At 64.6% G+C, this 23,144-nt stretch carries 18 protein-coding genes; 9 read left to right on the top strand and 9 right to left on the bottom strand.

Translation table 11 applies throughout. The annotated features are described in order from the left end of the window. The first annotated feature begins 90 nt into the window (after positions 1 to 90). The 4 genes from treZ (at position 91) to pyc (ending at position 8,606) form a co-directional block, all read left to right on the top strand. A complete protein-coding gene (gene treZ / locus L0F51_RS11385; protein WP_234629235.1) occupies positions 91 to 1,872 on the top strand; it encodes a malto-oligosyltrehalose trehalohydrolase in 1,782 nt (593 codons plus the stop codon). Beyond that, complete coding sequence (gene treY, locus L0F51_RS11380) at positions 1,865 to 4,600, top strand: malto-oligosyltrehalose synthase (RefSeq protein WP_234629234.1); 2,736 nt, start codon at positions 1,865 to 1,867, stop codon at positions 4,598 to 4,600. Before treZ ends, treY begins: the two co-directional genes overlap by 8 nt. Before the next feature lie 134 nt (positions 4,601 to 4,734). Further along, positions 4,735 to 5,010, top strand: coding sequence for a glycine zipper domain-containing protein (locus L0F51_RS11375; protein WP_370642387.1), 276 nt, complete (start codon positions 4,735 to 4,737; stop codon positions 5,008 to 5,010). Positions 5,011 to 5,123: 113 nt separating this feature from the next. Further along, a complete protein-coding gene (pyc, locus tag L0F51_RS11370) occupies positions 5,124 to 8,606 on the top strand; it encodes a pyruvate carboxylase (protein WP_255701310.1) in 3,483 nt (1,160 codons plus the stop codon). 9 nt (positions 8,607 to 8,615) lie between these two features. Here the strand turns inward: pyc and L0F51_RS11365 are convergent, their stop codons facing one another. Together L0F51_RS11365 and L0F51_RS11360 are read right to left on the bottom strand one after the other, a co-directional pair. Next, on the bottom strand, positions 8,616 to 9,203 hold the full coding sequence (locus L0F51_RS11365; RefSeq protein ID WP_234629232.1) for an O-acetyl-ADP-ribose deacetylase: 588 nt from the start codon (positions 9,201 to 9,203) through the stop codon (positions 8,616 to 8,618). Positions 9,204 to 9,243: 40 nt separating this feature from the next. Continuing rightward, entirely contained in the window at positions 9,244 to 10,023 is a 780-nt protein-coding gene (locus L0F51_RS11360; protein ID WP_234629231.1) for a 3-hydroxybutyrate dehydrogenase, read from the bottom strand. A gap of 164 nt (positions 10,024 to 10,187) precedes the next feature. Between L0F51_RS11360 and L0F51_RS11355 the strand changes: the two genes are divergently transcribed. Genes L0F51_RS11355 through L0F51_RS11345 form a run of 3 tightly spaced genes read left to right on the top strand, consistent with a single transcriptional unit; the run spans position 10,188 to position 14,734 of the window. Beyond that, positions 10,188 to 11,126, top strand: a complete 939-nt coding sequence (locus L0F51_RS11355) for a Ku protein (RefSeq protein ID WP_234629230.1) — start codon at positions 10,188 to 10,190, stop codon at positions 11,124 to 11,126. A 6-nt stretch (positions 11,127 to 11,132) separates the two neighbouring features. After that, positions 11,133 to 13,775 carry a DNA ligase D gene (gene ligD / locus L0F51_RS11350; protein ID WP_370642351.1) on the top strand — a complete coding sequence of 881 codons (2,643 nt, stop codon included), beginning with the start codon at positions 11,133 to 11,135 and terminating at the stop codon, positions 13,773 to 13,775. A 47-nt stretch (positions 13,776 to 13,822) separates the two neighbouring features. Beyond that, the gene (locus tag L0F51_RS11345) at positions 13,823 to 14,734 is read left to right on the top strand and encodes a BadF/BadG/BcrA/BcrD ATPase family protein (RefSeq protein ID WP_234629228.1); all 912 of its coding nucleotides are present in this window, start codon (positions 13,823 to 13,825) and stop codon (positions 14,732 to 14,734) included. A 55-nt stretch (positions 14,735 to 14,789) separates the two neighbouring features. On the opposite strand, the gene L0F51_RS11340 is transcribed toward L0F51_RS11345, so the two are convergent. The 3 genes from L0F51_RS11340 to L0F51_RS11330 are packed head-to-tail and all read right to left on the bottom strand — an operon-like array spanning position 14,790 to position 17,484. Then, complete coding sequence (locus L0F51_RS11340; protein ID WP_234629227.1) at positions 14,790 to 15,656, bottom strand: SDR family oxidoreductase; 867 nt, start codon at positions 15,654 to 15,656, stop codon at positions 14,790 to 14,792. Next, positions 15,656 to 16,780 carry a tRNA epoxyqueuosine(34) reductase QueG gene (gene queG / locus L0F51_RS11335; RefSeq protein WP_234629414.1) on the bottom strand — a complete coding sequence of 375 codons (1,125 nt, stop codon included), beginning with the start codon at positions 16,778 to 16,780 and terminating at the stop codon, positions 15,656 to 15,658. The genes L0F51_RS11340 and queG overlap by 1 nt, the downstream gene beginning before the upstream one ends. A gap of 11 nt (positions 16,781 to 16,791) precedes the next feature. Next, positions 16,792 to 17,484 (bottom strand): glutathione S-transferase family protein, encoded by a 693-nt coding sequence (locus L0F51_RS11330; protein WP_234629226.1) that lies wholly within the window; start codon positions 17,482 to 17,484, stop codon positions 16,792 to 16,794. A gap of 156 nt (positions 17,485 to 17,640) precedes the next feature. Between L0F51_RS11330 and L0F51_RS11325 the strand changes: the two genes are divergently transcribed. Beyond that, positions 17,641 to 18,447: an undecaprenyl-diphosphate phosphatase gene (locus tag L0F51_RS11325; protein WP_234629225.1), complete on the top strand. Its 807-nt coding sequence runs from the start codon at positions 17,641 to 17,643 to the stop codon at positions 18,445 to 18,447. Between the two features lie 94 nt (positions 18,448 to 18,541). On the opposite strand, the gene L0F51_RS11320 is transcribed toward L0F51_RS11325, so the two are convergent. The 4 genes from L0F51_RS11320 to cysQ all read right to left on the bottom strand — a co-directional run bounded on the left by L0F51_RS11320 (position 18,542) and on the right by cysQ (position 22,195). Further along, positions 18,542 to 19,519 carry a complex I NDUFA9 subunit family protein gene (locus tag L0F51_RS11320; protein WP_234629224.1) on the bottom strand — a complete coding sequence of 326 codons (978 nt, stop codon included), beginning with the start codon at positions 19,517 to 19,519 and terminating at the stop codon, positions 18,542 to 18,544. Positions 19,520 to 19,600: 81 nt separating this feature from the next. Then, positions 19,601 to 20,473, bottom strand: coding sequence for an RNA methyltransferase (locus tag L0F51_RS11315; RefSeq protein ID WP_234629223.1), 873 nt, complete (start codon positions 20,471 to 20,473; stop codon positions 19,601 to 19,603). Further along, positions 20,470 to 21,369, bottom strand: a complete 900-nt coding sequence (locus tag L0F51_RS11310) for a class I SAM-dependent methyltransferase (protein ID WP_234629222.1) — start codon at positions 21,367 to 21,369, stop codon at positions 20,470 to 20,472. The genes L0F51_RS11315 and L0F51_RS11310 overlap by 4 nt, the downstream gene beginning before the upstream one ends. Beyond that, complete coding sequence (cysQ, locus tag L0F51_RS11305) at positions 21,359 to 22,195, bottom strand: 3'(2'),5'-bisphosphate nucleotidase CysQ (protein WP_234629221.1); 837 nt, start codon at positions 22,193 to 22,195, stop codon at positions 21,359 to 21,361. Before cysQ ends, L0F51_RS11310 begins: the two co-directional genes overlap by 11 nt. Positions 22,196 to 22,335: 140 nt before the next feature. Here cysQ and L0F51_RS11300 point away from each other — a divergent pair, with 140 nt between their 5' ends. Then, complete coding sequence (locus L0F51_RS11300; RefSeq protein ID WP_234629220.1) at positions 22,336 to 23,121, top strand: carbon monoxide dehydrogenase subunit G; 786 nt, start codon at positions 22,336 to 22,338, stop codon at positions 23,119 to 23,121. The last annotated feature ends 23 nt before the right edge of the window (positions 23,122 to 23,144 follow it).

Here is a 23,144-nt window from a genome sequence, read left to right as displayed (position 1 = left end):
CGTTGACCGGCCACTGCACCCGCAACACCTTATCGACTGATATCTTACGTGACCCAGAGCTTCTTATTTGAAACGACATGGGGCGCATTCATGCGCCCGGAAGGCGGCGCCCGTTTCCGCCTGTGGGCTCCCGCTCAGAACGCGCTGACGCTGCGCCTTGCAGGCCAGGATCTGACGATGAACAAGGCCGATCGCGGCTGGTTCGAGCTCACTGTTCCGGAAGCCGAGGCGGGGCAGGATTATCAGTTCGTGCTGGAAGACGGTTTTGCCGTCCCAGATCCGGCCGCAAGAGCGCAGGCGGGCGATGTGCATGGTCCGAGCCGGCTCGTCGATCCGAAGGCCTATCGCTGGCAGAGCGCCGGCTGGCGCGGGCGCCCGGTCGAAGAGCTCGTCACCTACGAATTGCATGTCGGCACGTTCAGCCCGGCCGGGACCTTTGCGGGGGTCGAGGAACGGCTCGATTATCTGGAAGATCTCGGCGTCACCGCGATCGAGCTTCTGCCGGTGGCGCAGTTTTCCGGCAATCGCGGCTGGGGCTATGACGGCGTGCTGCTCTATGCGCCGCACAGCGCCTATGGCGGGCCGGAAGGGCTGAAAGCGCTCGTCGATGCCGCGCATCAGCGAAATCTGATGGTCATCCTCGACGTCGTCTACAATCACTTCGGGCCGGACGGGAATTATCTCCACATGTATGCCCCGTCCTTCTTCGATCCGGAGCGGCACACGCCCTGGGGCGCGGGCATCCATTACGATGACGCGGCCGTGCGCTCCTTCTTCATCGACAATGCGCTCTACTGGCTGGAAGAGTTCCGGCTCGACGGCATGCGTTTCGATGCGATCGACCAGATCAAGGGGCCGGGCGCCGAGACGCTCCTGCCAGAACTTTCCTCCCGCATCCGCGAAAAATGGCCCGACCGCCATATCCATCTGACGACGGAGGACGAGCGCAACATCGTCTCTCTGCACGAGCGCGACGCGGACGGCGCGCCACGCTACTTCACGGCGGAGTGGAACGACGATTTCCATCACGCCGCGCATTGCGCGGCAACGGCCGAGCATGAAGGCTATTACAAGGATTACGCCGATGATCCCGTCGGCCATCTGATGCGGATCCTGGGCGAGGGTTTTGCCTATCAGGGCGAGGTGTCCGAGCATTGGGGCGGGTCGCGCGGCGTTGCGAGCGCCGGCCAGCCGCCGACGGCCTTCGTCACCTTCCTGCAGAACCACGATCAGGTGGGCAATCGCGCCGACGGCGAACGGCTCGCCGTGCTCGCCGACGAAGAGATGCTCAGGCTTCTGACGGCCATCCACCTCCTGCAGCCGCAATTGCCGCTCCTCTTCATGGGCGAGGAATATGCCGAAACGCAGCCCTTCCTGTTCTTCACCGATTTTCATGGCGAGCTCGCCGATCTCGTGCGCGAAGGCCGACGCCGCGAATTCACCGCCTGGGAGAGCTTTCGCGATCCCGCGCGCCGGGCCGCGATCGCTGATCCGAACGACGTGAAGACGTTCGAGCGCTCATGCCTCGACTGGTCGGGTGCGGCGCGTGGCGAAGGGCATGAACATCTCGCCTTCACCCGCGAGCTCCTGCATCTGCGCCATCGCGAGATCGTGCCGCGCCTTGCCGGCATGCGGGCGATGAACGCCGAGACAGAACGTCTCGGGGACCACGGCTTCCGCGTCACCTGGACGATGGGCGACGGGGCTCATCTGACACTTCTCGCCAATCTTGGCGATACGCCCGTTTCCACCGACAGCTTCAAGCCGTCGGCTCCGATCTTTGTCTCCGGCCCGGGGGTCGACGCGGAAATCGCCGACGGGCTCGTGCCGGCGCTCGCCGTCGCCTTCTTCATGGAGACGTCTCATGCGTGAGGCAGGTCCGCCGCTCGAGGCGGTGCCGACGGCCACCTATCGCCTGCAGTTTCGCGAGGGGATGGATTTCGACAAAGCGGCAGGGCTCGCGCCCTATCTGAAGCGCCTCGGCATCAGCCACCTCTATGCCTCGCCGATCTTCACGGCGGTGCCGGGTTCGACCCATGGCTATGACGTCGCCGATTTCGCCGAGCTCGATCCGGCGCTCGGCGGCGCGGAGGGGTTTGCCCGCCTCGCTGACGCTCTCAAGGCAAACGGCCTCAAGCTTCTCCTCGACATCGTGCCCAACCATATGGGCGCGTCGACGGCCAATCCCTATTGGGCGGACGTGCTCGAATGGGGCGAGGAGAGCCAGTATGCCGGCTATTTCGACATCGACTGGTCGGCGGCGAAGCTGCTTATTCCGGCGCTCGGTGCGCCCTATGGCAAGGTTCTCGAAGACGGGGAATTCGGGCTGCGTTTCGACAAGGATGAAGGCCGCTTCCGCTTCACCTATTACGACATCGCGCTGCCGCTGGCGCCGAATACCTATGGCCGGATTCTGGGCGAGATCGACGAGCCGGATTTTCAGGAGCTGTCGCTGACTTTCGCCACGGGTTCGGCCGATGGGGCGGGGCTTCTCCAGGAGCGGCTTGCGACGCTCGCCGAAGATCCCGAGGCGCTCGCCAAGATCGAAAGAGCGGTTGGCGAGATCGCGGCAGATCGGGAGGCGCTGCACGATCTGCACGAGGCGCAGAACTGGCGGCTCGCGCATTGGCGCATGGCGCGGGAGACTTTGACCTATCGGCGGTTCTTCGAGATTACCGATCTCGTCGGCGTGCAGGTCGACCGTCCCTCGGTCTTCGAGGCGACGCATGCGCTCGTCAAAGAGCTCGCGGAGAGAGGCGACGTGGCCGGTCTCAGGATCGATCATATCGACGGGCTTGCGGACCCCAAGGCCTATCTCGCGCAGCTCGCGGAGATCGAGAACGCGCCCTATGTCGTGGTCGAGAAGATCCTCGGCCCCGACGAAAGGCTGCCGGAAACCTGGCGGACGGCGGGGACGACCGGCTACGAATTCGCCCACGCCTTGACGGCGCTGCAGGTCGACACGGAGGGGCTTTCCCGCCTCGACGCGGCGTGGCGCGAGGAGACGGGCGAAACGCGGCCGTTTTCGGAGATCGTGCGCGAAACCAAGCGCCGCATCCTCACTTACAATCTCGCGGGCGAGCTCGCCTATCTCGTCGAACGCGCCCGCGAAATCGGCGAGAACGATCCCCTGACGCGCGATTACGGGCCGGATTCGCTGCGTCGTGCGTTGATCGAGATCGCGACATCCTTCCCCGTCTATCGCAGCTATGTCGACCTGTCCGGCGCATCCGAGCAGGATCGCAAGCTCCTGCGAAAAGCCGGCGAGGAGGCGAAGCTCTCGCCCTTCGTGGAGGATCCGGGGGTCGTCGACTTCCTGGTCGGTCTTCTGCTTCTGGAAAACCTCTCCGATCACGAGACGATCGCAAGCGCGCTTTATCTCGCCCGCCGCTTCCAGCAAACGACCGGTCCGATGATGGCGAAGGCGCTGGAGGACACGGTCTTCTACCGCTTCAATCGGCTGATCGCGCTCAACGAGGTGGGCGGCGAGCCGGAGCCCGGCCCGCAGGCGAGCTTTCACCCCGCGATGCAGGAGCGGCTCGAAACGCAGCCGCAGGCGCTGTCGACGACCGCGACGCATGACACCAAACGCGGCGAGGATGCGCGTGCCCGGATCTCCACCATCAGCGAAATGGCGGAGGAGTGGGCGGACGCGGTGAAGCGCTGGAACGCGATCCTCCTGCCGCTCGTGGCGGAGATCGACGACGGGCCGGCGCCGGAGCCGAATGTCGTCTGGCTGTTCCACCAGGCGCTTCTGGGAGGCTGGCCGCTGGAGCTTCAGCCGGACGATCATGACGGCATGCGCGATCTCGTCGAGCGGCTGGAAGCCTTCATGCTGAAGGCCGTGCGCGAGGCGAAGGAGCGGACGAGCTGGACGGCCGCCAATACGGCCTATGAGGAAAAGCTCTCCAACTTCGTGCGTTCGGCGCTCTCCAACGATTTTGCCGCCTATCGCCAGGATTTCCTCAAGGTGAGCGCTCCGCTCTTTGCGGCCGGTGCGGTCAATTCGCTGGTTCAGACGGTGATCAAGTTGACGGCGCCCGGCGTGCCGGATGTCTATCAGGGCACGGAGCTTTGGGATCTCTCCTTCGTCGATCCCGACAACCGCCGCCCTGTCGAGTTCGACAGGCGCCGGGCGTTGCTCGACGAATTCGGGCTCGATGAATTCGGGCTCGACGAATTCGGCGAGATGAGTTTTCCGGATGCGCTCTCCCGATGGCGCGAGGCGGTGCCGAAGGCATGGCTCGTGCAGCGTCTGCTTCGCCTGCGCGGCGAGCACCGGGGGCTCTTCCTCGAGGGCAGTTACGAACCGCTTGCCGTCGAAGGTCCGATGGCGGCGCAGATCACCGCCTATGCGCGCCGCGTGGAGGGCGAGACCCTCGTCGTGATCGTGCCGCGATTGCCGCTTTCGCTGCTCGAGCGGGACGACGGGCTCACTTTGCGCGCCGACGCCTTTGCCGACACGTTCGTGTCGCTGCCCGGCGGGGCGGCCCGGTTCGCCGATCTTCTCGGCGGTGGCGATATCGCGGGCGACCGGATCGCGGCTTCGGAGCTTTTCCGCCGCGCGCCGCTGGCACTCCTCTTCGGCTCGGTGTCCTGAGATTTTGCCCGCGAGTGCGATGTCGCGCCTAAACCTCCGGCATGGATGATGAAATTTTTGGAACCTTGGCATGGGTGCCCGTGTTGTGAGAACGGTTGACCGCACCCGGACACGGAGAGGATGGACGCATGAAAATTAAAGCCATTGCCATTGCTGCTGTTGCTGCCCTCAGCATCACCGCCTGTACGCAGACGGACAAGAACGCAGCGACCGGTGCTGCCATCGGCGGCGTCGGTGGCGCAGCGATCGGCGGGCTTGCGACGAAATCGGTTGGAGGCGCCGTGGTCGGTGGCGCGATCGGTGCCGCTTCCGGCGCCATCATCGGCTCGGTGGCGAGCCGCCCCGGCTATTGCTACTACCGCGACCGTTATGGTCGTCGCTACACCGCGGAGTGCCCGGCGGGCTACTGATCGCGCGCAGCTGAGTTGAAAGAGAGGCCTCCGGCGCAAGCCGGGGGCCTCTTCATTTGCGTCGCCGAAAACCGGCCGGTAAGAAAGTGCGTTCTTGCAGAGAGAGGGTGGCCTTGCGGAAAGTTTCTAAGCTCCTCGTTGCCAATCGTTCCGAAATTGCAATCCGCGTTTTTCGCGCGGCCAACGAGCTGGGGCTGAAGACGGTTGCCGTCTTCGCCGAGGAAGACAAGCTCGCCCTGCATCGCTTCAAGGCCGACGAGGCGTATCTGATCGGCTCTGGATCGCATCTGCCGAACCAGATGGGTCCGATCGAGGCGTATCTGTCGATCGACGAGATTCTGCGCGTCGCCAAGGCGAGCGGTGCGGACGCCATCCATCCGGGCTACGGCTTTTTGTCGGAAAGCCCGGAATTTGCCGAAGCCTGCCGCGAGGCGGGCATCACTTTCATCGGCCCGTCGCCGGAGACGATGCGCCGGCTCGGCAACAAGGTTGCGGCGCGCAATCTCGCGGTCGAGGCGGGCGTGCCGGTGATGCCGGCGAGCGAGCCGCTGCCGGACGACGAAAGCCGCTGGAAAGAAGTCGCGAGCGAGATCGGCTACCCGGTCATGCTCAAGGCCTCCTGGGGCGGCGGCGGACGCGGCATGCGCGTCATCGCCAACGAGAAGGAACTCGTGGAGACCGTGCGGCAGGCGAAGCGCGAGGCCAAGGCCGCCTTCGGCAAGGACGAGGTCTATCTGGAAAAGCTCGTCGAGCATGCGCGCCATGTCGAGGTGCAGGTTCTCGGCGATCGGCACGGCAACCAGGTGCATCTGTTCGAGCGCGACTGTTCCGTGCAGCGGCGCCACCAGAAGGTCGTGGAGCGCGCGCCGGCCCCTTATCTCAGCGCCGAAAAGCGTGAGGAATTGTGCGGCTATGCGCTGAAGCTCGCCAAGGCCGCCGATTATGTGTGTGCGGGGACCGTTGAATTCCTGCAGGATTCCGCGACGGGTGAGTTCCACTTCATCGAGGTCAATCCGCGCGTTCAGGTGGAGCACACGGTCACCGAAGAGGTGACGGGCATCGATATCGTCAAGGCGCAGATCAAGCTCATCGAGGGCGAGAGGATCGGCGATCCGGCGTCGGGCGTGCCAGCGCAGGAGAAGATCTTCCTCAACGGCCATGCCCTGCAATGCCGCATCACGACGGAAGATCCGGAAGAGAATTTCATCCCGGATTACGGGCGTATCACCGCCTATCGCGGCGCCACCGGCTTCGGCATCCGCCTCGACGGCGGCACGGCCTATTCCGGCGCGGTGATCACCCGCTATTACGATCCGCTTCTGGAGAAGGTGACGGCCTGGGCGCCGACGGCGGAAGACGCCTTGAAGCGGATGCACCGGGCGCTGCGCGAATTCCGCATCCGCGGGGTGGCGACCAACCTCACCTTCCTGGAAAACATCATCACGCATCCGTCTTTCCAGGATAACAGCTACACCACCCGCTTCATCGACGAGACGCCGGAGCTCTTCGATACGGTGCGGCGCCGCGACCGCGGCACCAAGCTGTTGAATTATATCGCCGACGTCTCGGTGAACGGACATCCGGAGACACGCAACAGGCCGCGCCCGCCGGCCGATGTGCCGCCGCCCGTGCCGCCTTTGTTCGAGGCGAAGGCGATGCCGGAGGATTTCGTCGGCACTCGCCAGCTCCTCGACCGCGACGGGCCGGAGGGGCTGGCGCGCTGGGTGCGTGCACAGAAGCGGACGCTCGTCACCGATACGACCATGCGCGACGGGCATCAGTCGCTGCTTGCCACGCGCATGCGCACGCATGACATCGCGGCGATCGCGCCGGCCTATCAGGCGGCGCTGCCGGAGCTCTTCTCGCTCGAATGCTGGGGCGGGGCGACCTTCGATGTCGCGATGCGCTTTTTGACGGAAGATCCGTGGGAACGGCTGAAACGCATCCGCGCCGGGGCGCCGGGCATCTTGATGCAGATGCTGCTTCGAGGCTCCAACGGCGTCGGCTACACCAATTATCCCGACAACGTCGTCCGCTTCTTCGTCGCCAAGGCGGCCGAGGCGGGCGTCGACGTGTTCCGCGTCTTCGACTGCCTCAACTGGGTCGAGAACATGCGGGTGTCGATGGATGCCGTCATCGAGAGCGGCAAGATCTGCGAAGGCACGATCTGCTACACCGGCGACCTCTTCGATCCGGACCGCTCCAAATACAATCTCGCCTATTACGTCGATCTCGCCAGGCAGCTGGAGAAAGCCGGCGCGCATATGATCGCCGTCAAGGACATGGCGGGGGTCTTACGTCCCGCCGCGGCGAAGGCGCTGTTCAAGGCGCTGCGCGAGGCGACCGATCTGCCGTTGCATTTCCACACGCATGACACGTCGGGCATTTCGGCTGCCTCGGTGCTCGCGGCGGTCGAGGAAGGCGTCGATATCGTCGATGCGGCGATGGATTCCGTCGCCGGCCTCACCTCGCAGCCGGCACTCGGCTCGATCGTGGAAGCGCTCGCCTCGGGCGAGCGGGCCACGGGCCTGACGCGCGATGCGATCCGCAAGATCGCGTTCTACTGGGAGGCCGTGCGCTACCAGTATGCGGCCTTCGAAAGCGATCTCAAGGCGCCGGCTTCCGAGGTCTATCTCCACGAGATGCCGGGCGGGCAGTTCACCAATCTCAAGGAGCAGGCGCGGTCCCTCGGGCTTGAATCGCGCTGGCACCGGGTGGCGCACACCTATCACGACGTGAACTTGATGTTCGGCGACATCGTCAAGGTGACACCGTCCTCGAAGGTCGTCGGCGATATGGCGCTGATGATGGTGAGCCAGGATCTCTCCGTCGACGACGTCGTCGATCCGAGCCGTGAGATCGCCTTCCCGGATTCCGTCGTCAAAATGATGCGCGGCGAGCTGGGTCAGCCGCCCGGAGGCTGGCCGGAAGCGATCCAGAAAAAGGTTCTGAAGAACGACACGCCGATCACCGTGCGGCCGGGCTCCTTGATGGAACCGGCGGATCTGGAGGTGGAGCGTGCGAAGGCTACGGAAGCGGCCGATCACGAGATCTCCGACGAGGAGCTCGCCTCCTATCTCATGTATCCGAAGGTCTTCACCGACTTCGCCAGGGCGCAGGAGGATTATGGGCCGACGGAGGTTCTGCCGACGCCCGTCTATTTCTACGGCCTTGAAGCCGGCGACGAGGTGATGGTCGAGATCGAGCGTGGCAAGACGCTCGTGATCCGCTGTCAGGTGGTCGGCGAGCCCGACGAAGAGGGGCAGGTGCGCGTCTTCTTCGAGCTCAACGGCCAGCCGCGCTTCGTGCGCGTGCCGGACCGGGCGCATGGCGCGGCCGATGCGGCGCGGCGTCCGAAGGCGGAAGCGGGCAATGCCGATCAGGTGGGCGCACCGATGCCGGGCGTCATCTCGCAGATCGCGGTCAAGGCCGGCGAGAAGGTGACGGCGGGCGACGTGCTCTTGTCGATCGAGGCGATGAAGATGGAAACGGCGATCCATGCCGACCGCGACGGCACGATCGAAGCGATCATCGTCAAGGCTGGCGATGCCGTCGACGCCAAGGACCTTCTGATCCGCTACGAGGCGGCCGAATAGGCTGTTTGATTATCGGCCCGGGTGTCCTGCCCGGGCCTCTTCTTCGGCGATTTCCGCCTCCTGGCCGATTTCGGCGAGGGCGCGCCGATGCTGCTCTGCCGATTCTTCGGAAAAACAGCAGAAGATGATTTCCGACAGCGCGCCCGGATGGCCTTCCGAATAACCGACGCAGGTGGCGGTTGCGATCGTCGCCGCGCGATCTGAGGGAAAGCCGTAGATGCCGGTCGAAATCGCCGGGAAGGCGATGGATTTCAGGCCGTTCTCGGCCGCGATGTCGAGCGAGCGCTTGTAGGCGGAGGCGAGAAGCTCCGCCTCGCCATGCCCGCCGCCTTTAAAGCGCGGGCCGACGGCATGGATGACATGGCGGGCCGGCAGATCGTAGCCGTCCGTCAGGCGCGCCTCGCCCGTCGGACAGCCGCCGAGCTTGCGGCATTCTTCGAGGAGCTGCGGGCCGGCCGCGCGATGGATCGCTCCGTCGACCCCGCCGCCGCCCAGAAGCGACTGGTTGGCGGCGTTGACGATCGCATCCACGTTAAGCGTGGTGATGTCGGCGATGACGATCGAGAGGTGCGTCTCGGCGATTGTGAGCGTGTCCATCTTCCCAGAAGGCCCCCCGGCCGGCTTCTGTTCCCTCCGCTTATAAAGCCGTCCAGCCGCCGTCGATTGACAAGGGCGTTCCGGTGATCTGGGCCGCGGCATCGGAGCACAGGAAGACGGCCATGGCGCCGATATCCTCGATCTTGACGAATTGCTTCGTCGGCTGGCGCTCCAGCATGACTTCGCGGATCACCGTCTCGCGGTCCATGTTGTGGGTCTTCATCTGATCTTCGATCTGCCCCTCCACCAGCGGCGTCTTCACATAGCCCGGGCAGATGGCGTTGCAGGTGATCGGCGTCTCGGCAAGCTCCAGCGCCACCGTCTTCGTGAGGCCGACGACGCCGTGCTTGGCGGAGACATAGGCGCTCTTATAGGGCGAGGCGGTGAGGCCGTGGGCGGAGGCGATGTTGATGATCCGCCCCCAGCCGGCTTTCTTCATGCCGGGCACGGCGGCCGCCGTGGTGAAGAAGGCGGAGGAGAGATTGATGGCAATGATCTGGTGCCATTTCTCTGCCGGAAAGTCTTCGACCTTCGCCACGTGCTGGATACCCGCATTGTTGACGAGGATCTGAACCGGCCCGATCTTGGCCGCCTCTTCGATGAGGCTGCGGCATTCCGCATCGACCGACATGTCGGCTTTCACGTATTTCGCCGTCACGCCGTATTCGGAGGCGATCTTCTCGGCGAGCTCGTGGTCTTCGGGGCGATCCGTGAAGGAATTGATCACGACATTGACGCCTTCGGCGGCGAGCGCCCTGGCGACGCCGAGACCGATCCCGGAATTCGATCCGGTGACGACGGCGGTCTTGCCTTTCAACATGCTTCTTCTCCTGCGATTTCTTCGTTGCACGTGAAAATGCTGCGGGAGGCGCGGTTTTCCAGGCCAATTCCCGTGGCCGCAGGGCGGGCATGCGCAGTGGAACAACGCCTGCGGGCACGGCGTTGAATAAAGTCCGTGAGTCTTATCAGTTAGTTGAGTCCGATATGCCCGCCGCCCGTCCTGTCTGGAAAGGTCAGCTGCGCCTCTCTCTCGTTTCCATCCCGGTCGAACTCTACTCGGCGACGAAGACGTCTTCCAAGATCTCCTTTCGTCAAATTCACGAGCCTTCGGGCAAGCCCGTGAAATACCAGAAAGTGGTTCCGGGTGTCGGGCCGGTGGATACAGATGAAATCCTGAAAGGCTTCGAATACGAGAAGGGGAATTACGTCCTCCTGTCGGAAGACGAGATCGACGAGGTCAAGCTCGAGACCAAGAAGACGCTCGAGCTCACGCAATTCGTCGGTTCCTGCGAGATCGACCCGCTTTATTTCGACAAGCCGTATTTCATGGTGCCGCAGGACGATCTTGCCGAAGACGCTTTTCGCGTGGTGCGCGATGCGCTGCGCCAGTCGGAGAAGGTCGGGCTCGGGCAGCTCGCGCTTCGCGGTAAGGAATACCTCGTCGCCATCAAGCCCTGCGGGACGGGCCTTCTCCTGGAGACGCTGCATTACGAAGACGAGATCCGCAAATCGGATTCCTTCTTCTCCGGGATCGGCGAGGAGGAGGCGGACGAGGATCTTCTGGGCGTCGCCTCGGAGCTGATCGAGCGCAAGACCGCGCCTTTCGATGCGGCCGTTTTCAAGGATCATTACGTGAAGGCGCTGCGCGACGTGATCGACTCAAAGCTCAAGAAGAAGCGGCCCAAGGTCGTCGAAAGCGACGATGACGAGGCGCCGAAACGCGGCGGCGACAATGTCATCGATCTGATGGCGGCGCTGAAAGAGAGCCTGGAGAAGAGCGGGGAAGGTGGCAAGAGCGGCCGAAAGCCCGCTGCGAAGGCTTCGTCCTCGGCGAAGTCGCGGAGCGGCAAGGCCGGCACAGGCAAATCTTCGTCCCGGGCGAAGTCCTCCAGCTCATCCGGCCGCCAGCGGAAATCGGCTTAAGGAGAGTTGATGGCGACGGCAGATCTTCTCAAGACCTATCGTACCAAGCGCGACTTCGCCAAAACGCAGGAGCCGAAGGGCAAACGCGGCAAGGCCAAGGGGGCGAGCTTCGTCGTCCAGAAGCATGATGCCACCCGCCTGCATTACGATTTCCGTCTCGAGCTCGACGGCGTTCTGAAGAGCTGGGCGGTGACCAAGGGCCTGAGCCTCGATCCGGGCGAAAAACGCCTGGCCGTGCATGTCGAAGATCATCCCCTCGATTACGGCGGCTTCGAAGGCACGATCCCCAAAGGCCAGTATGGCGGCGGCACGGTGATGCTGTGGGATCGCGGCACCTGGGAGCCGCTCCATGATCCGCATGAGGGCTTGAAAGAGGGCAAGCTGCATTTCCGTCTCAACGGCGAGCGGATGAAGGGCGGCTGGGCGCTCGTCAAAATGCGCGGGCGACCGAAGGAGAAGCGTGATAACTGGCTCCTCATCAAGGAGCGCGACGAGACGGCCGACGAGAGCGATCCCCTTCTGAAAAACCACGAGACCAGCGTTGCGACCGGCCGCAGCATGCAGGCGATCGCGGAGGGCGCGGATTCGCCCGTATGGGAATCGGAGCCCGAGAAAGGCAGTGAGACTGCCAAGGGCGAAACCGGCTCCAAGGGCAAGGCGGCTGCCAAGAAGAGCGCAGGGACGAAAGACGCCAAGGCCGCGCTGCCGGCCTTCCGCTCGCCGCAGCTTGCAACCCTCGTCGATGCCGTGCCGTCGGGTGCCGGCTGGGTCCACGAAATGAAATATGACGGCTACCGTCTGATCGTGGCGCTCGGTGAAGGAGGCCCGAAATTCTTCACCCGCAGCGGCCAGGAGTGGACGGCGAAATTTCCCAAGCTCGCCAAGGCCTTTGCGCCTCTCGCCGGACGGTCGGCGCTCGTCGACGGCGAGCTCGTCGCTTTCGACGACAAGGGACGGACCGATTTCTCCTCCCTGCAGCGGGCGATCGGCGAGGGGGGCGATCTCGCCTTTTTCGCCTTCGATCTTCTCCAGATCGACGGTGAGGACGTGACCGGCGAAGAACTGAGCGAGCGCAAGACGCGGCTCAAAGAGCTCCTGAAGCCGTTGCCCAAGGATTCCGTCGTGCAGTTTTCCGAACATGTGCGCGGCGAAGGCGAGAAGGTGCTGTCGGCGCTCTGTGCCGGCGGGCATGAGGGCATCGTCTCGAAGAAGGCGGATGCGCCCTACCGCTCGCGGCGCACCAAGGCCTGGCTCAAGATCAAATGCACGAAGCGGCAGGAATTCGTCATCGGCGGCTGGTCGCCGTCGGAAAGGCGCACCGGCTTTTCGTCTCTCCTTCTCGGCACCTTCGAGGACGGCAAGCTTCGTTACAACGGGCGTGTCGGAACGGGGTTCGATGAGAACGATCTCGACGCCTTGTCGAGGCGGCTGAAAGCGATCGAGCGCAAGACGCCGCCCTTTGCCGATGTGCCGAAGGCGGCAGCGCGCGGCGCCCATTGGGTGAAGCCTGAGCTCGTCGCCGAGATCGCCTTCACCGAATTCACCGGCGACAACATTCTGCGGCATCCCTCTTTCCTGGGACTGCGCGAGGACAAGGAGGCCAGCAAAGTGAGCCTCGAAAAACCTGTTGCGGCGACAGACGCCGAAACCTCGTCGAAGTCGAAGCAAAAGCCGGGGAAGCAAGGGTCCGGGAAGCGGGGCTCGGGCGGAGCGTCGTCTGCGGGCGCCGCAAGTGCTGCGGACGACGGCGACGACATGCGCATCGCTGGCGTGCGCCTGACCTCGCCCGATCGTGTCGTCTTCCCGAGCCAGGGCCTCTCGAAGCGCGACCTTGCGGAATATTACGCGGCGATCGGCGAATGGATGCTGCCTTATCTCGCCGAGCGCCCGCTCAGCCTCGTGCGCTGTCCGCAGGGGCGCGCCAAGAAGTGTTTTTTCCAGAAGCACGATTCCGGCGGTTTTCCCGACGAGATGAAGCGCGTGGAAATCACCGAAGGTTCGGGCGACAAGGAGCAGTATTTCTATGTCGACGATCTCGCGGGCATCGTCGCCGGGGTGCAGATGGGGGTGATGGAATTCCACATCTGGGGTTCGCGCATCGATCAGATCGAGAAGCCGGAGCGCATCGTCTTCGATCTCGATCCCGATGAAGGGCTCGATTTTGGCGACGTGAAGAGCGCCTCTTTCGACCTCCGCGACCGGCTCGCCGATCTCGGCCTTCAGAGTTTTCCGATGCTTTCCGGCGGCAAGGGCGTGCATGTCATCGTGCCGTTGACCCGGCGCGCCGAATGGCCCGAGGTGAAGGCGTTCGCGCGCGGCTTTGCAATGAGACTCGCCGAGGAGGCGCCGGAGAAATACGTGGCGACGATGTCGAAGGCGAAGCGCAAGGGGCGGATTTTTCTCGATTATCTCCGCAATGAGCGTGGCTCGACGGCGATCGCACCCTTCTCCACGCGCTCGCGCGACGGGGCGCCGGTGGCGACCCCGGTCTCCTGGGACGAGCTCTCCTCGGTGAAAGCGGCGAATGCCTACACCGTGGAAAATCTGCCGAAACGGCTCAAGGCGCTTCGCGGCGATCCCTGGGATGAATATCAATCGGTGCGGCAGTCGATCACCAAGGCGGCGATGAAGGCGGTCGAAGGCGATTGAGCGCGGACCGTCGGCGCAGCATCGTAACGCACCGGGAACAGGTTTTTATGGAAAGAACGATTCTGGCAGTCGATGCCGGCGGCACGAAGTGCCGCGCGCGCCTTGTCGCCCCGGATGGGACGGTTCTGGTGAGCGGCGAGGGCGGTGCCTGCAATCCGTCCACGGATCTTGCAGGGGCGATCGCCGTCCTCGACGCCCTCATCAATGTGCTCTGCCGGCAGACCACGCCGCAGACCGAGCGCGGATCGGTGGTTCTCAGCCTCGGGGTGGCGGGTCTCGTCGACGTCAACCGGCGCACGGCGTTTCTCGCCGCACATGCGGGATTTGCCGAGATCGTGGCGATGTCGGACGGCTATGCGGCGCTTGTCGGGGCAAGCGCTGGGCGGCCGGCGCGCCTCATCATCCTCGGTACGGGTGCGGCCGGGCATCGGCTTTTTGCCGATGGGACCTCGATCCAACGCGACGGCTGGGGGTTTCTCGGGGGAGATCGCGGCTCCGGCGCCTGGCTCGGCCGTCGGGCGGTGGAGGCCGCGCTGAAGAGCTTTGACGGGGCGGCGCCTGAGAGCCTCCTGTCCAAGCGGCTCGTGGCCCGGCTCGGCGGCAGTGAGGGCGCCATTCTGGACTGGCTGTTGCAGGCGAGGCCCCGGGATTTTGCGGCACTCGTGCCGGAGATCGCCGCGGCCGCGGAGGCGGGTGATGACGCAGCTGACGCGCTTCTGGAAGCTGCCGCCGATGAAGCCGCGGCCCTGGTGCGGTCCCTTGGCGAGCGAGAACCCGGAGAGAGCGGGCGCGGAGAAAATGAGGGCGAGCCGCTCTATCTCCTGGGCGGGCTTTCGGAGCTTTTGCGCACGCGCATCGAGACACGGCTCAATCAGCGTTTCGGCGTGCCGCAGGGCTGCGCGCTCGACGGCTGTGTCCACGTGGCCCGCGGAAAGGCGCCGCAGGAGCGGCGCCGGTAGGAAAGACGCTGGCTCTGTCAGCCGGCGTCCTGCCGGGCAGGCCCGCAGAGAGGGCTCAGTCGTTTTCGGCGGCGAGAATGGCTTTCAGGCCCTCGCGATAGGTCGGGTAGGCGAGGGTGATGCCGAGCTCGTTCTTGATCTTGTCGTTTTTGACCCGCTTGTTCTCGCCGTAGAAGGTGCGTGCCATCGGGCTCATATTCGCGGCCTCGAAACGGACTTCCTCCGGCGGTTCGACACCCAGAAGCTCGGCGGCATAGGTGATCACGTCCTGCGGGGCGGCCGGTTCGTCATCCGTGCCGTTGAAGACGCCGGAGGCATTCTGCCGGAGAGCGGCGGCTGCGATCTGGCCGATATCCTCGCCATGGATGCGGTTGAAGACCTGTCCGTCCTTGATGATGCGGCGGCTCGTGCCCCGGCGGATCTTTTCGAACGGGCCGCGGCCGGGGCCGTAGATGCCGGAGAGGCGGACGATGGAAACGGGAATGCCCGTCGTCTCGGCGAAAGAGAGCCAGGCGTTTTCCGCCTCGACCCGCTGCTTGGAGCGCTTCGAGACCGGCCGGCATTCCGACGTCTCGTCGACCCAGCCGCCGTCATGGTCGCCATAGACGCCGACCGTGGAGAGGTAGCAGATCGAATTGGGCCCCGCTTCCGACAGGGTGTCGCCGAAGACGTTCAGCACGGGATCACCCGTCTCGTCGGGCGCGATGGAGACGAGGACATGGGTCGCCTCGGCAAGCGCATCAGAGACGGCACCGTTATGGGGCGCGCCGGCATTTCCGTCGAAGAGGAGAGGCATGGCGCCGAGCGCGGCCATCGCATGCAGGCCTTCGGCGCTGCGCGTCGTGCCCCAGACGCTTTCGGGTTCAAGTGCGTCCATGGTGAAACGGGCCGAATAACCGAGGCCAAAGCAAAAGAGATCCATCAATCCTCGCCAAGCAAATTCCATTCGCCGCGCACGGCGGCATTGTCTTCGTGCGGCAAAAGTTCTGCCCGTGCCCTCTCTGCCGTTTCGGGGGCGAGCCTGGCGAGTGCCCAGATCGCCGCGCCGCGCACAAGCGGGCTTTCGTCATCGAGCCTTGCCCGGGCTTCCGATGCAAGTGTGGGATCGCCCGAATTGCCGATCGCAATCAAGACATTGGAGACGAATTTCGCCCGTCCGATGCGTTTGATCGGCGAGCCGGAAAAATGCTGCCGGAAGGCGGCATCCTCCAAACGGACGAGGTCTTTCAGAGAAGGCGCGCGAAGATCTTCGCGAGCTTTCAGCTTCGCCTCGGCGGCGGTTTCGGCAAATTTGTTCCACGGGCAGGCGGCGAGGCAGTCGTCGCAGCCATAGATGCGGTTGCCGAGATCTTTGCGAAATTCGCGCGGGATCAGGCCTTTGTCTTCGATCGTCAGATAGGAGATGCAGCGCCTCGCATCGAGCTGGTAGGGCGCCGGGAAGGCGTTCGTCGGGCAGGCCTCGAGGCAGCGCCGGCACGAGCCGCAATGGTCCGTCTCCGCGGGATCTGCGGGAAGCTCGGCGGCGGTAAAGATCGCGCCCAGAAAAAGCCAGGAGCCGTGATCGCGCGAAACGAGATTGGTGTGCTTGCCCTGCCAGCCGATGCCGGCGGCGGCCGCCAGCGGCTTTTCCATGACGGGGGCGGTGTCGACAAACACCTTGATCTCGTCGGGGAGATTGCGGCGGCGCGCTTCGGCGGCGAAACGTGAGCCGATGCGCTTCATCGCGCCCTTGATGAGGTCGTGGTAATCGCGGTTGCGGGCATAGACGGAAATCGTCGCCTTCTGCCGTTCCGCGAGCGTGGCGAGGGGATCGCCTTCGGGGCCGTAATTCATGCCGAGCATGACGACGGAGCGAACATCGGGGAAGATGCGGCGTGGATCGGCGCGCCGGTCCGCTGTTTCCGGCATCCATTCCATGCTGCCGTGGCGGCCTTCGTCGATCCAGACGCCGAGGCGCTTGCCGGCGTCTCCGAGCCTGTCCGGATGCGTCACGCCGAGGGAGGTGAAGCCTTCGTCACGGGCAATTTCGGCCAGGAACGCCTTCAGGCGCTCCGTCTCTAGAAGTCGAGATCGGCGTAATGGGCCGGCGGGGTCACGCCGCGCATCTGGTCGTTGAGGAGCGGACGGAAGGACGGTCTCGATTTGATCCTCGCGTACCAATCCTTGACTTCCTCGTATTCCTGCCAGGGCACCTCACCCAGAAAATCGGCCACGGAAAGCGCCGCGGCGGCGGCGAGATCCGCGTAGCTCATGCGGTCGCCGGCAAGCCAGCTCTGTTCCACGATCAGATGATCGATATAGCGCAGATGCATGCGGATATTAGCCCGGCCGGCGCGCAGAAGCGAGGAATCGGGCGAGGAATCTATGCCGAGCCGAGACATCTCGCGTTTGATGACCCGCTCTTCCGCGAGGTAGACCGTCACTTCGGGATCGAACTTTCCGAGAAACCAGTCGAGAAGCCGGCGCACCTCGGCGCGGCCATCGGCGCTTGCCGGCAGAAGCCGGTGTTCGTCGAGGGCAAAGCCGCGGGTCTCGTCGAGATATTCAGATGCCGGCCAGGCGCCGACGATCGGCGGACCGTTGTCTTCCAGCATCACCGGCAGGGTGCCTGCCGGATTCATCAGCAGGAAGTCCTCACGGCGCTCCCACGGGCGCTCCTCGATCAACTCGCAATTGAGGTCGCATTCTCCCACCGCCAAACGGATGAAGCGGGAGGGAACGGACAACGGATGGTGGTAAAGCCGGATCATCAGCGGGGCTGGCTATCAAACTGGTGAAAGGAAATGGGAACGCTCATTGCGGCATGGTAGGAGCCGCACGCTCGCGACGATTCGCGAGCGCCCTTGTGCCATGGCGGCGCAATCGGGCGAAGGTTGGGCGATCGCCTATGCGGGAAAGGAAAGAGCTTGGATATCGGAACCATCTTTGATGCCGCTTTCCTCGGTTTGATCGAAGGGCTGACGGAGTTCATTCCGGTTTCATCGACAGCGCACATTCTACTCGCCGGGCATTTTCTGGGCTTCGAATCGACAGGCAAGACCTTCGAAGTGCTCATCCAGCTCGGCGCCATCCTGGCCATTCTGTCGGTCTATTTCGGGCGGTTGTGGCGTGTGGCGACACAACTTCCGACGAGCCCCGATGCAAGGCGCTTCGTCATCGCGATCCTCCTCGCTTTCCTGCCGGCCGCAGTCATAGGTGTCATCGCGCACGATTTTATTAAGAATGTCTTATTCGAGACGCCGGTGCTGATATGTATCACCCTGATTGTGGGTGGCGTCATTCTCGCGTTCATCGATCGGCTGGACCTGAAGCCGGTGCATCATGACGCGATGCGGTATCCGCCGGGCCTCGCCTTCAAGATCGGCGTGTTCCAGTGCCTTGCGATGATCCCGGGTGTTTCGCGCTCCGGTGCGACCATCGCTGGCGCACTTCTGATGGGCTGCGACAAGCGTTCGGCGGCGGAATTTTCGTTCTTTCTCGCCATGCCGACGATGGCCGGCGCCTTCGCCTACGATCTCTTCAAGAATCGCGCGCTCTTGTCGACCGACGATGCGGTGATCATCGGCGTCGGCTTCGTCTTCGCCTTCGCAGCGGCCCTCGTCGTGGTGCGCAGCCTGCTCGACTTCGTCTCCCGCCACGGCTTTACGCCGTTCGCCTGGTGGCGCATCGCCGTCGGCACGGCGGGCCTCATCGGGCTCTGGCTCTGGGGCTGAAGATAAGGGCTGCGGCGGGAGCTCTTCCCGCCGCTTCAACGTTCTGAATGTCTTCGGAGCGCGGCTTCTTAGCGTTTCGCGCTCTGGCCCTGTCTCAGACGGGATGCTTCTCGGCGAACTGCCCGTGGTCGCGGAAGCGCACGAGGTAGGTCGGCAGAATGAGCTCCAGCGCGGCAGGATCGACGCCGAGGCCTTCGAGTGTGCGGCCTTCCGCTTTCGCCTCTTCCGAGACGACATTGTCGAGCCGGAGCTGACGCACCTGATCGTAGGTGAGGGGCGGCGAGGGCAGTTTGCTCATGATGCGGCCCATCGGCTTGGCGACGCTGAAGGGGATCGACACGAGCTTGCGCCGGCGGTTGATGACTTTCAGCATGAGTTCCATGCATTCGCGGAAGGTCAAAACCTCCGGGCCGCCGAGCTCGTAGGTCGCCCCGGGCTTCGCCTTGCCTTCGAGGCTGTTAGCAATCGCCTCGGCCACATCGCCGACGAAGACCGGCTGAAAGCGCGAGCTGCCGTCGCCGATGATCGGCAGGATCGGAGACATCGCCGCCATGCCGGCAAAGCGGTTGAAGAACTCGTCTTCCGGCCCGAAGACGATCGACGGGCGCATGACGACGGTCTCCGGCCGGTGTTCGCGCAGCCCCGCTTCGCCCTCCGCCTTGCTGCGGAAATAGGGGATGTCGGAGTTGGCGTCGGCGCCAATGGCGGAGACATGCACGATATCGTCGACGCCGGCAGCCTTGGCCGCTTCGCCGATGGTGCGCGGACCTTTCGCCTGCACGGCGTCGAAGCTCTGGGCGCCGCCCTGGTAGAGGATGCCGACCAGATTGACGGCGGCATCGGCCCCATCGAGGGCACGTTCCACCGACCAGGGATAGCGCAAATTCGCCTGCATCGGGACGATCTGACCGACCGAGCCGAGCGGGCGCAGGTGGAAGGCGAGATCCGGCCGGCGCACGGCGACGCGGATGCGCCAGCCGCGCAGTGCAAGGGCACGCACGACATGACGGCCCAGAAAGCCGGAGCCCCCGAAGACGGTGACGAGGCGGGTCGGTTCGCTCGGTGGTTGCACGTTCAACTCCTGCCAGGCGTGTGGCTTCTCAGGCGAGAAGCATGGGTTTCGGACACATATAGTCTCGGGGGCATGCGGCCATCAACGGCCCGTGCTTCGTAAAGGTTGAGCCTTTCCCAAGGCTGCAGCGTTTTGCGGATGTTTGAGCGCCTCGTAGATCATCAGGCCGGTGGCGACGGCGAGATTGAGCGAATCGGCGCCTTCGCGCATCGGGATGCGCAAAAGGCCGTCGCAGGCGGCCGCGAGCGCGTCGGTCAGACCCTGGCGCTCGTTGCCCATGACGAGGACGAGGGGCGGCGCATAATCCGCCTCGCGGAAATCCTCTGTGGCCGAAAGATGCGTGCCGAGAAGGCGCGCCGAATTGGCCTTCGCCGCGGCGAGAAAAGCTGCCTCATCGGCCGTGGCCAGCGGCACGTGGAAGAAGGAGCCCATGGAGGCGCGCACCGTTTCCAGCGAGAACGGATCGCAGCATTCGCCGACGAGTGCGACGCCCGCGACGCCCGCCGCATCCGCCGTGCGCAAAATGGTGCCGAGATTGCCGGGATCGCGGATGCGGTCGAGCCCGATCCACAGGCCTTCACGGCCGATCTCCTTGCGGGGCGCCAGCCTCTGCTCGAAGACGCCGATGACGGAATGCGGGTTGTCGCGGCGGGAGAGCTTTTCCAGCACCGGGCGGCTGACGGACAGAACGCGCCCGCCCGCACCCTTGACGGCGGCGGCGGTGTCGGCAACCGCGCCCTCCTGCAGGCTCTCCGCAGAGGCGATGAAATCGTGGACGCGAAATCCCGTCTCCAGCGCGTCACGCACGAGCTTCAGGCCTTCGCCGAGGAAGAGGCCGGTGCGGTCCCGCTCCTTCTTCTTGGCCGAAAGGGCTGAGAGCTGTTTGACGATGGGGTTCGACGGGCTGGTGACGCGGTGAAAGCCCGGGCGCCACTCTTCCTCGGCTTCGTTCATTGTGGTTTCTCCGCCCGGCAATATAGGGCCGTGGGCAAGGCCTTGGCGCGGCCTTCGCCGAGAAGCGCCATTTCGCCGGACGTGACCCTGCCGCCGACGATATCGGCCGAAAGCTGGTGCAAAGCGAGATAGGAGGCGCGGATCGCATAGGCCGTCAGGATCAGCGTCCCGCCGGGCTTCAGGCACTGGGAGCAGAGTTTCAGCATCTCGGGCAGATCCTCAAACAGATGCCAGGTCTCGCCCTTCGGCCCGCGGCCGTATTTCGGCGGATCGAGCAGGATCATGTCATAGAGATTGCCGCGGCGCACCTCGCGGGCGGCGAACTTGCCGGCATCGTCGAGGAGCCAGCGGATCGGCTTGTCATCGAGCCCGGAAAGCGCCTGGTTTTCGCGCGCCCAGGCGATCGCCTTTTTGGAGGCGTCGACATGGGTGACCTGGGCGCCGGCCTGCGCGGCGACGAGCGAGGCGATGCCGGTATAGCCGAAGAGATTGAGGAGTTTCGGCGCCTCAAGTCCCTTGAGCCGCTCTTCGACGAAATCCCAATGCACGGCGTGTTCGGGGAAGACGCCGACATGGCGGAAGGATGTCAGGCGGCAGGTGAAGGCGAGCGCGCCGTGACGGCACGTCCATTCCGTCTCGCTGGCGTTCTGCCGCCAGCGTCCGGCGCCTTCCTCTTCCACGTCGCCGGTGAAGACGGCGTCGGCGCGCTGCCATTGCTTCTCGGGGAGAGAAGGCGCCCACATCGCCTGCTCCTCCGGCCGGTCGAGCAGCATCGGCCCGAAGCGCTCGAGCTTGCGGCCGTTGCCGCTGTCGAGAAGCGCGTAATCCTCGTGGCCGCGGCTTGCGAGCACCCGCGGCTGAAAGGTGGCGTCGTCCGGAAGGGGGTCAGTCTGCACGATTGCCGATCAGAGTTTCTGTGAGCGTCGGGTCGCCGATCGCCAGGAAATAGGGATTCTGGAAAGGGCGGGGCCCGCCTTCGTGTTCGCGACCATAGAGAAAGGGGGTGCCGTCGAGGTTGAGAACCTGGCCGCCGGCTGCCTCCAGGACGGCCTGGCCGGCCGCCGTGTCCCACTGCATGGTCGGGCCGAGACGAGGGTAGAAATCGGCCTCGCCCGCCGCAAGCAGGCAGAATTTGAGCGAAGACCCGATCGAGCGCGTCTCCGCGGCTTCGAAACGGTTGAGAAACGCGGCCGTCTCCGGCGACATGTGCGAGCGGCTCGCGACCGCGATCGGCGTTTCCGGGACGGGGCGGATGGCGATCGTCTGCAGGTCGGTGACGATCCCCGACGGCCGCTCCACCTCGCCGCGCCAGGCCTCCTGTTTGAGGCCGCAGAAGAACTTGCCGAGCACCGGGGCGTAGACGACGCCGGCGACCGCACGGGCGTCCTCGACGAGGGCGATGTTGACGGTGAATTCGCCACTGCCGCTCAGGAATTCTTTCGTTCCGTCGAGCGGATCGACGAGGAAGAAACGGGAGCCGCATTCGGGCGGTCCGAACTCCGAGCAGGCCTCTTCGGCGACGATCGGGATGTCGGGAAAGTCGTGGCGCAATCTTTCGGTGATGAGCTTTTCGCTCGCCCGATCCGCTGCGGATACGGGTGATGAATCGGCCTTCTTCTCCACGGCGAGATCGCCGTCATGGATTTCGAGAATGGCCTCCCCGGCAGCGATCGCGATCGTCATGAGCGTATCGAGCGGCGCGGGCAGTTGGCTGAGTGGCATGAGGTCCCTTGTTGTCTCCGGCCTTGTCGTCTCCGGTCTTGCCATCAAATAGCCTTTGCCGGGGTTTGTTTGCCAGTTGAGTATGAATGGGCCTGTGTGCACAATCGAACGCAATCAACAAGGGGGCGTAGGGAGGCAGTATGAAACTCACCGGTGAATACGTGATCACGGCGCCGCGAGAGAAGGTCTGGGCGCTGCTCAACGATCCGGACGTGCTGCGCGAATGCCTGCCCGGCTGCGAAGAACTCCATGAGACCGAAACCGGCGGCCTGTCCGCGCGGGTGACGACGAAGATCGGACCGGTGAAGGCGACCTTCAACGGCACGGTCGAATTGCAGGATGTGAAGCCTCCCGAGAGCTACCGGATCGCCGGCGAAGGCCAGGGCGGGGTCGCGGGCTTTGCCAAGGGAACAGCCGATGTGCGCCTTGCCGAAGACGGCGAGACGACGATCCTGACCTATGACGCCGATGCGCAGGTGGGCGGCAAGCTCGCCCAGCTCGGCAACCGCCTCGTCGGATCGACCGTCAAGAAGCTCGCCGACCAGTTCTTCTCCTGCCTCGCCGAAAAGGCCGGCGGTCATACCGTCAAGGCCGGCGAGGCGGCGCCGGCGGGTGTCGCGGCCGATGAAGCGGCACTCTCGGAGCCCGCCGGTACGGCGGCGATCCCCGGGGCCACCGTGCCGCCGCTCGCGACGGGCGTGCCGGAAGTGGGCGGCCAAGAGACCGCCGCTGGCACGAGCAGCGAGGCCAGGCGCGAGGGCGAGCATGAATCGGCCTTTTCGCATGCCGCCCACGAGCTGGAGCATGCCGCCGAAGAGGCCGAGGAGGCGGTCGAAGAACGCGCCGCCGGCGGTTTCCTCGGAGGGCCCATGGTCTGGGGCTTTATCGCGATCCTCGTTCTGATCGCGCTCTGGGCGATTCTTTAAGGTCGCGGCCGCATTGCCGGCCG

The sequence above is a fragment of the Afifella sp. H1R genome, assembly GCF_021462425.1.
In the GTDB taxonomy this organism is placed as follows: Bacteria; Pseudomonadota; Alphaproteobacteria; order Rhizobiales; family Afifellaceae; genus Afifella; species Afifella aestuarii.
This window is presented reverse-complemented; position numbering and strand designations above follow the sequence as displayed.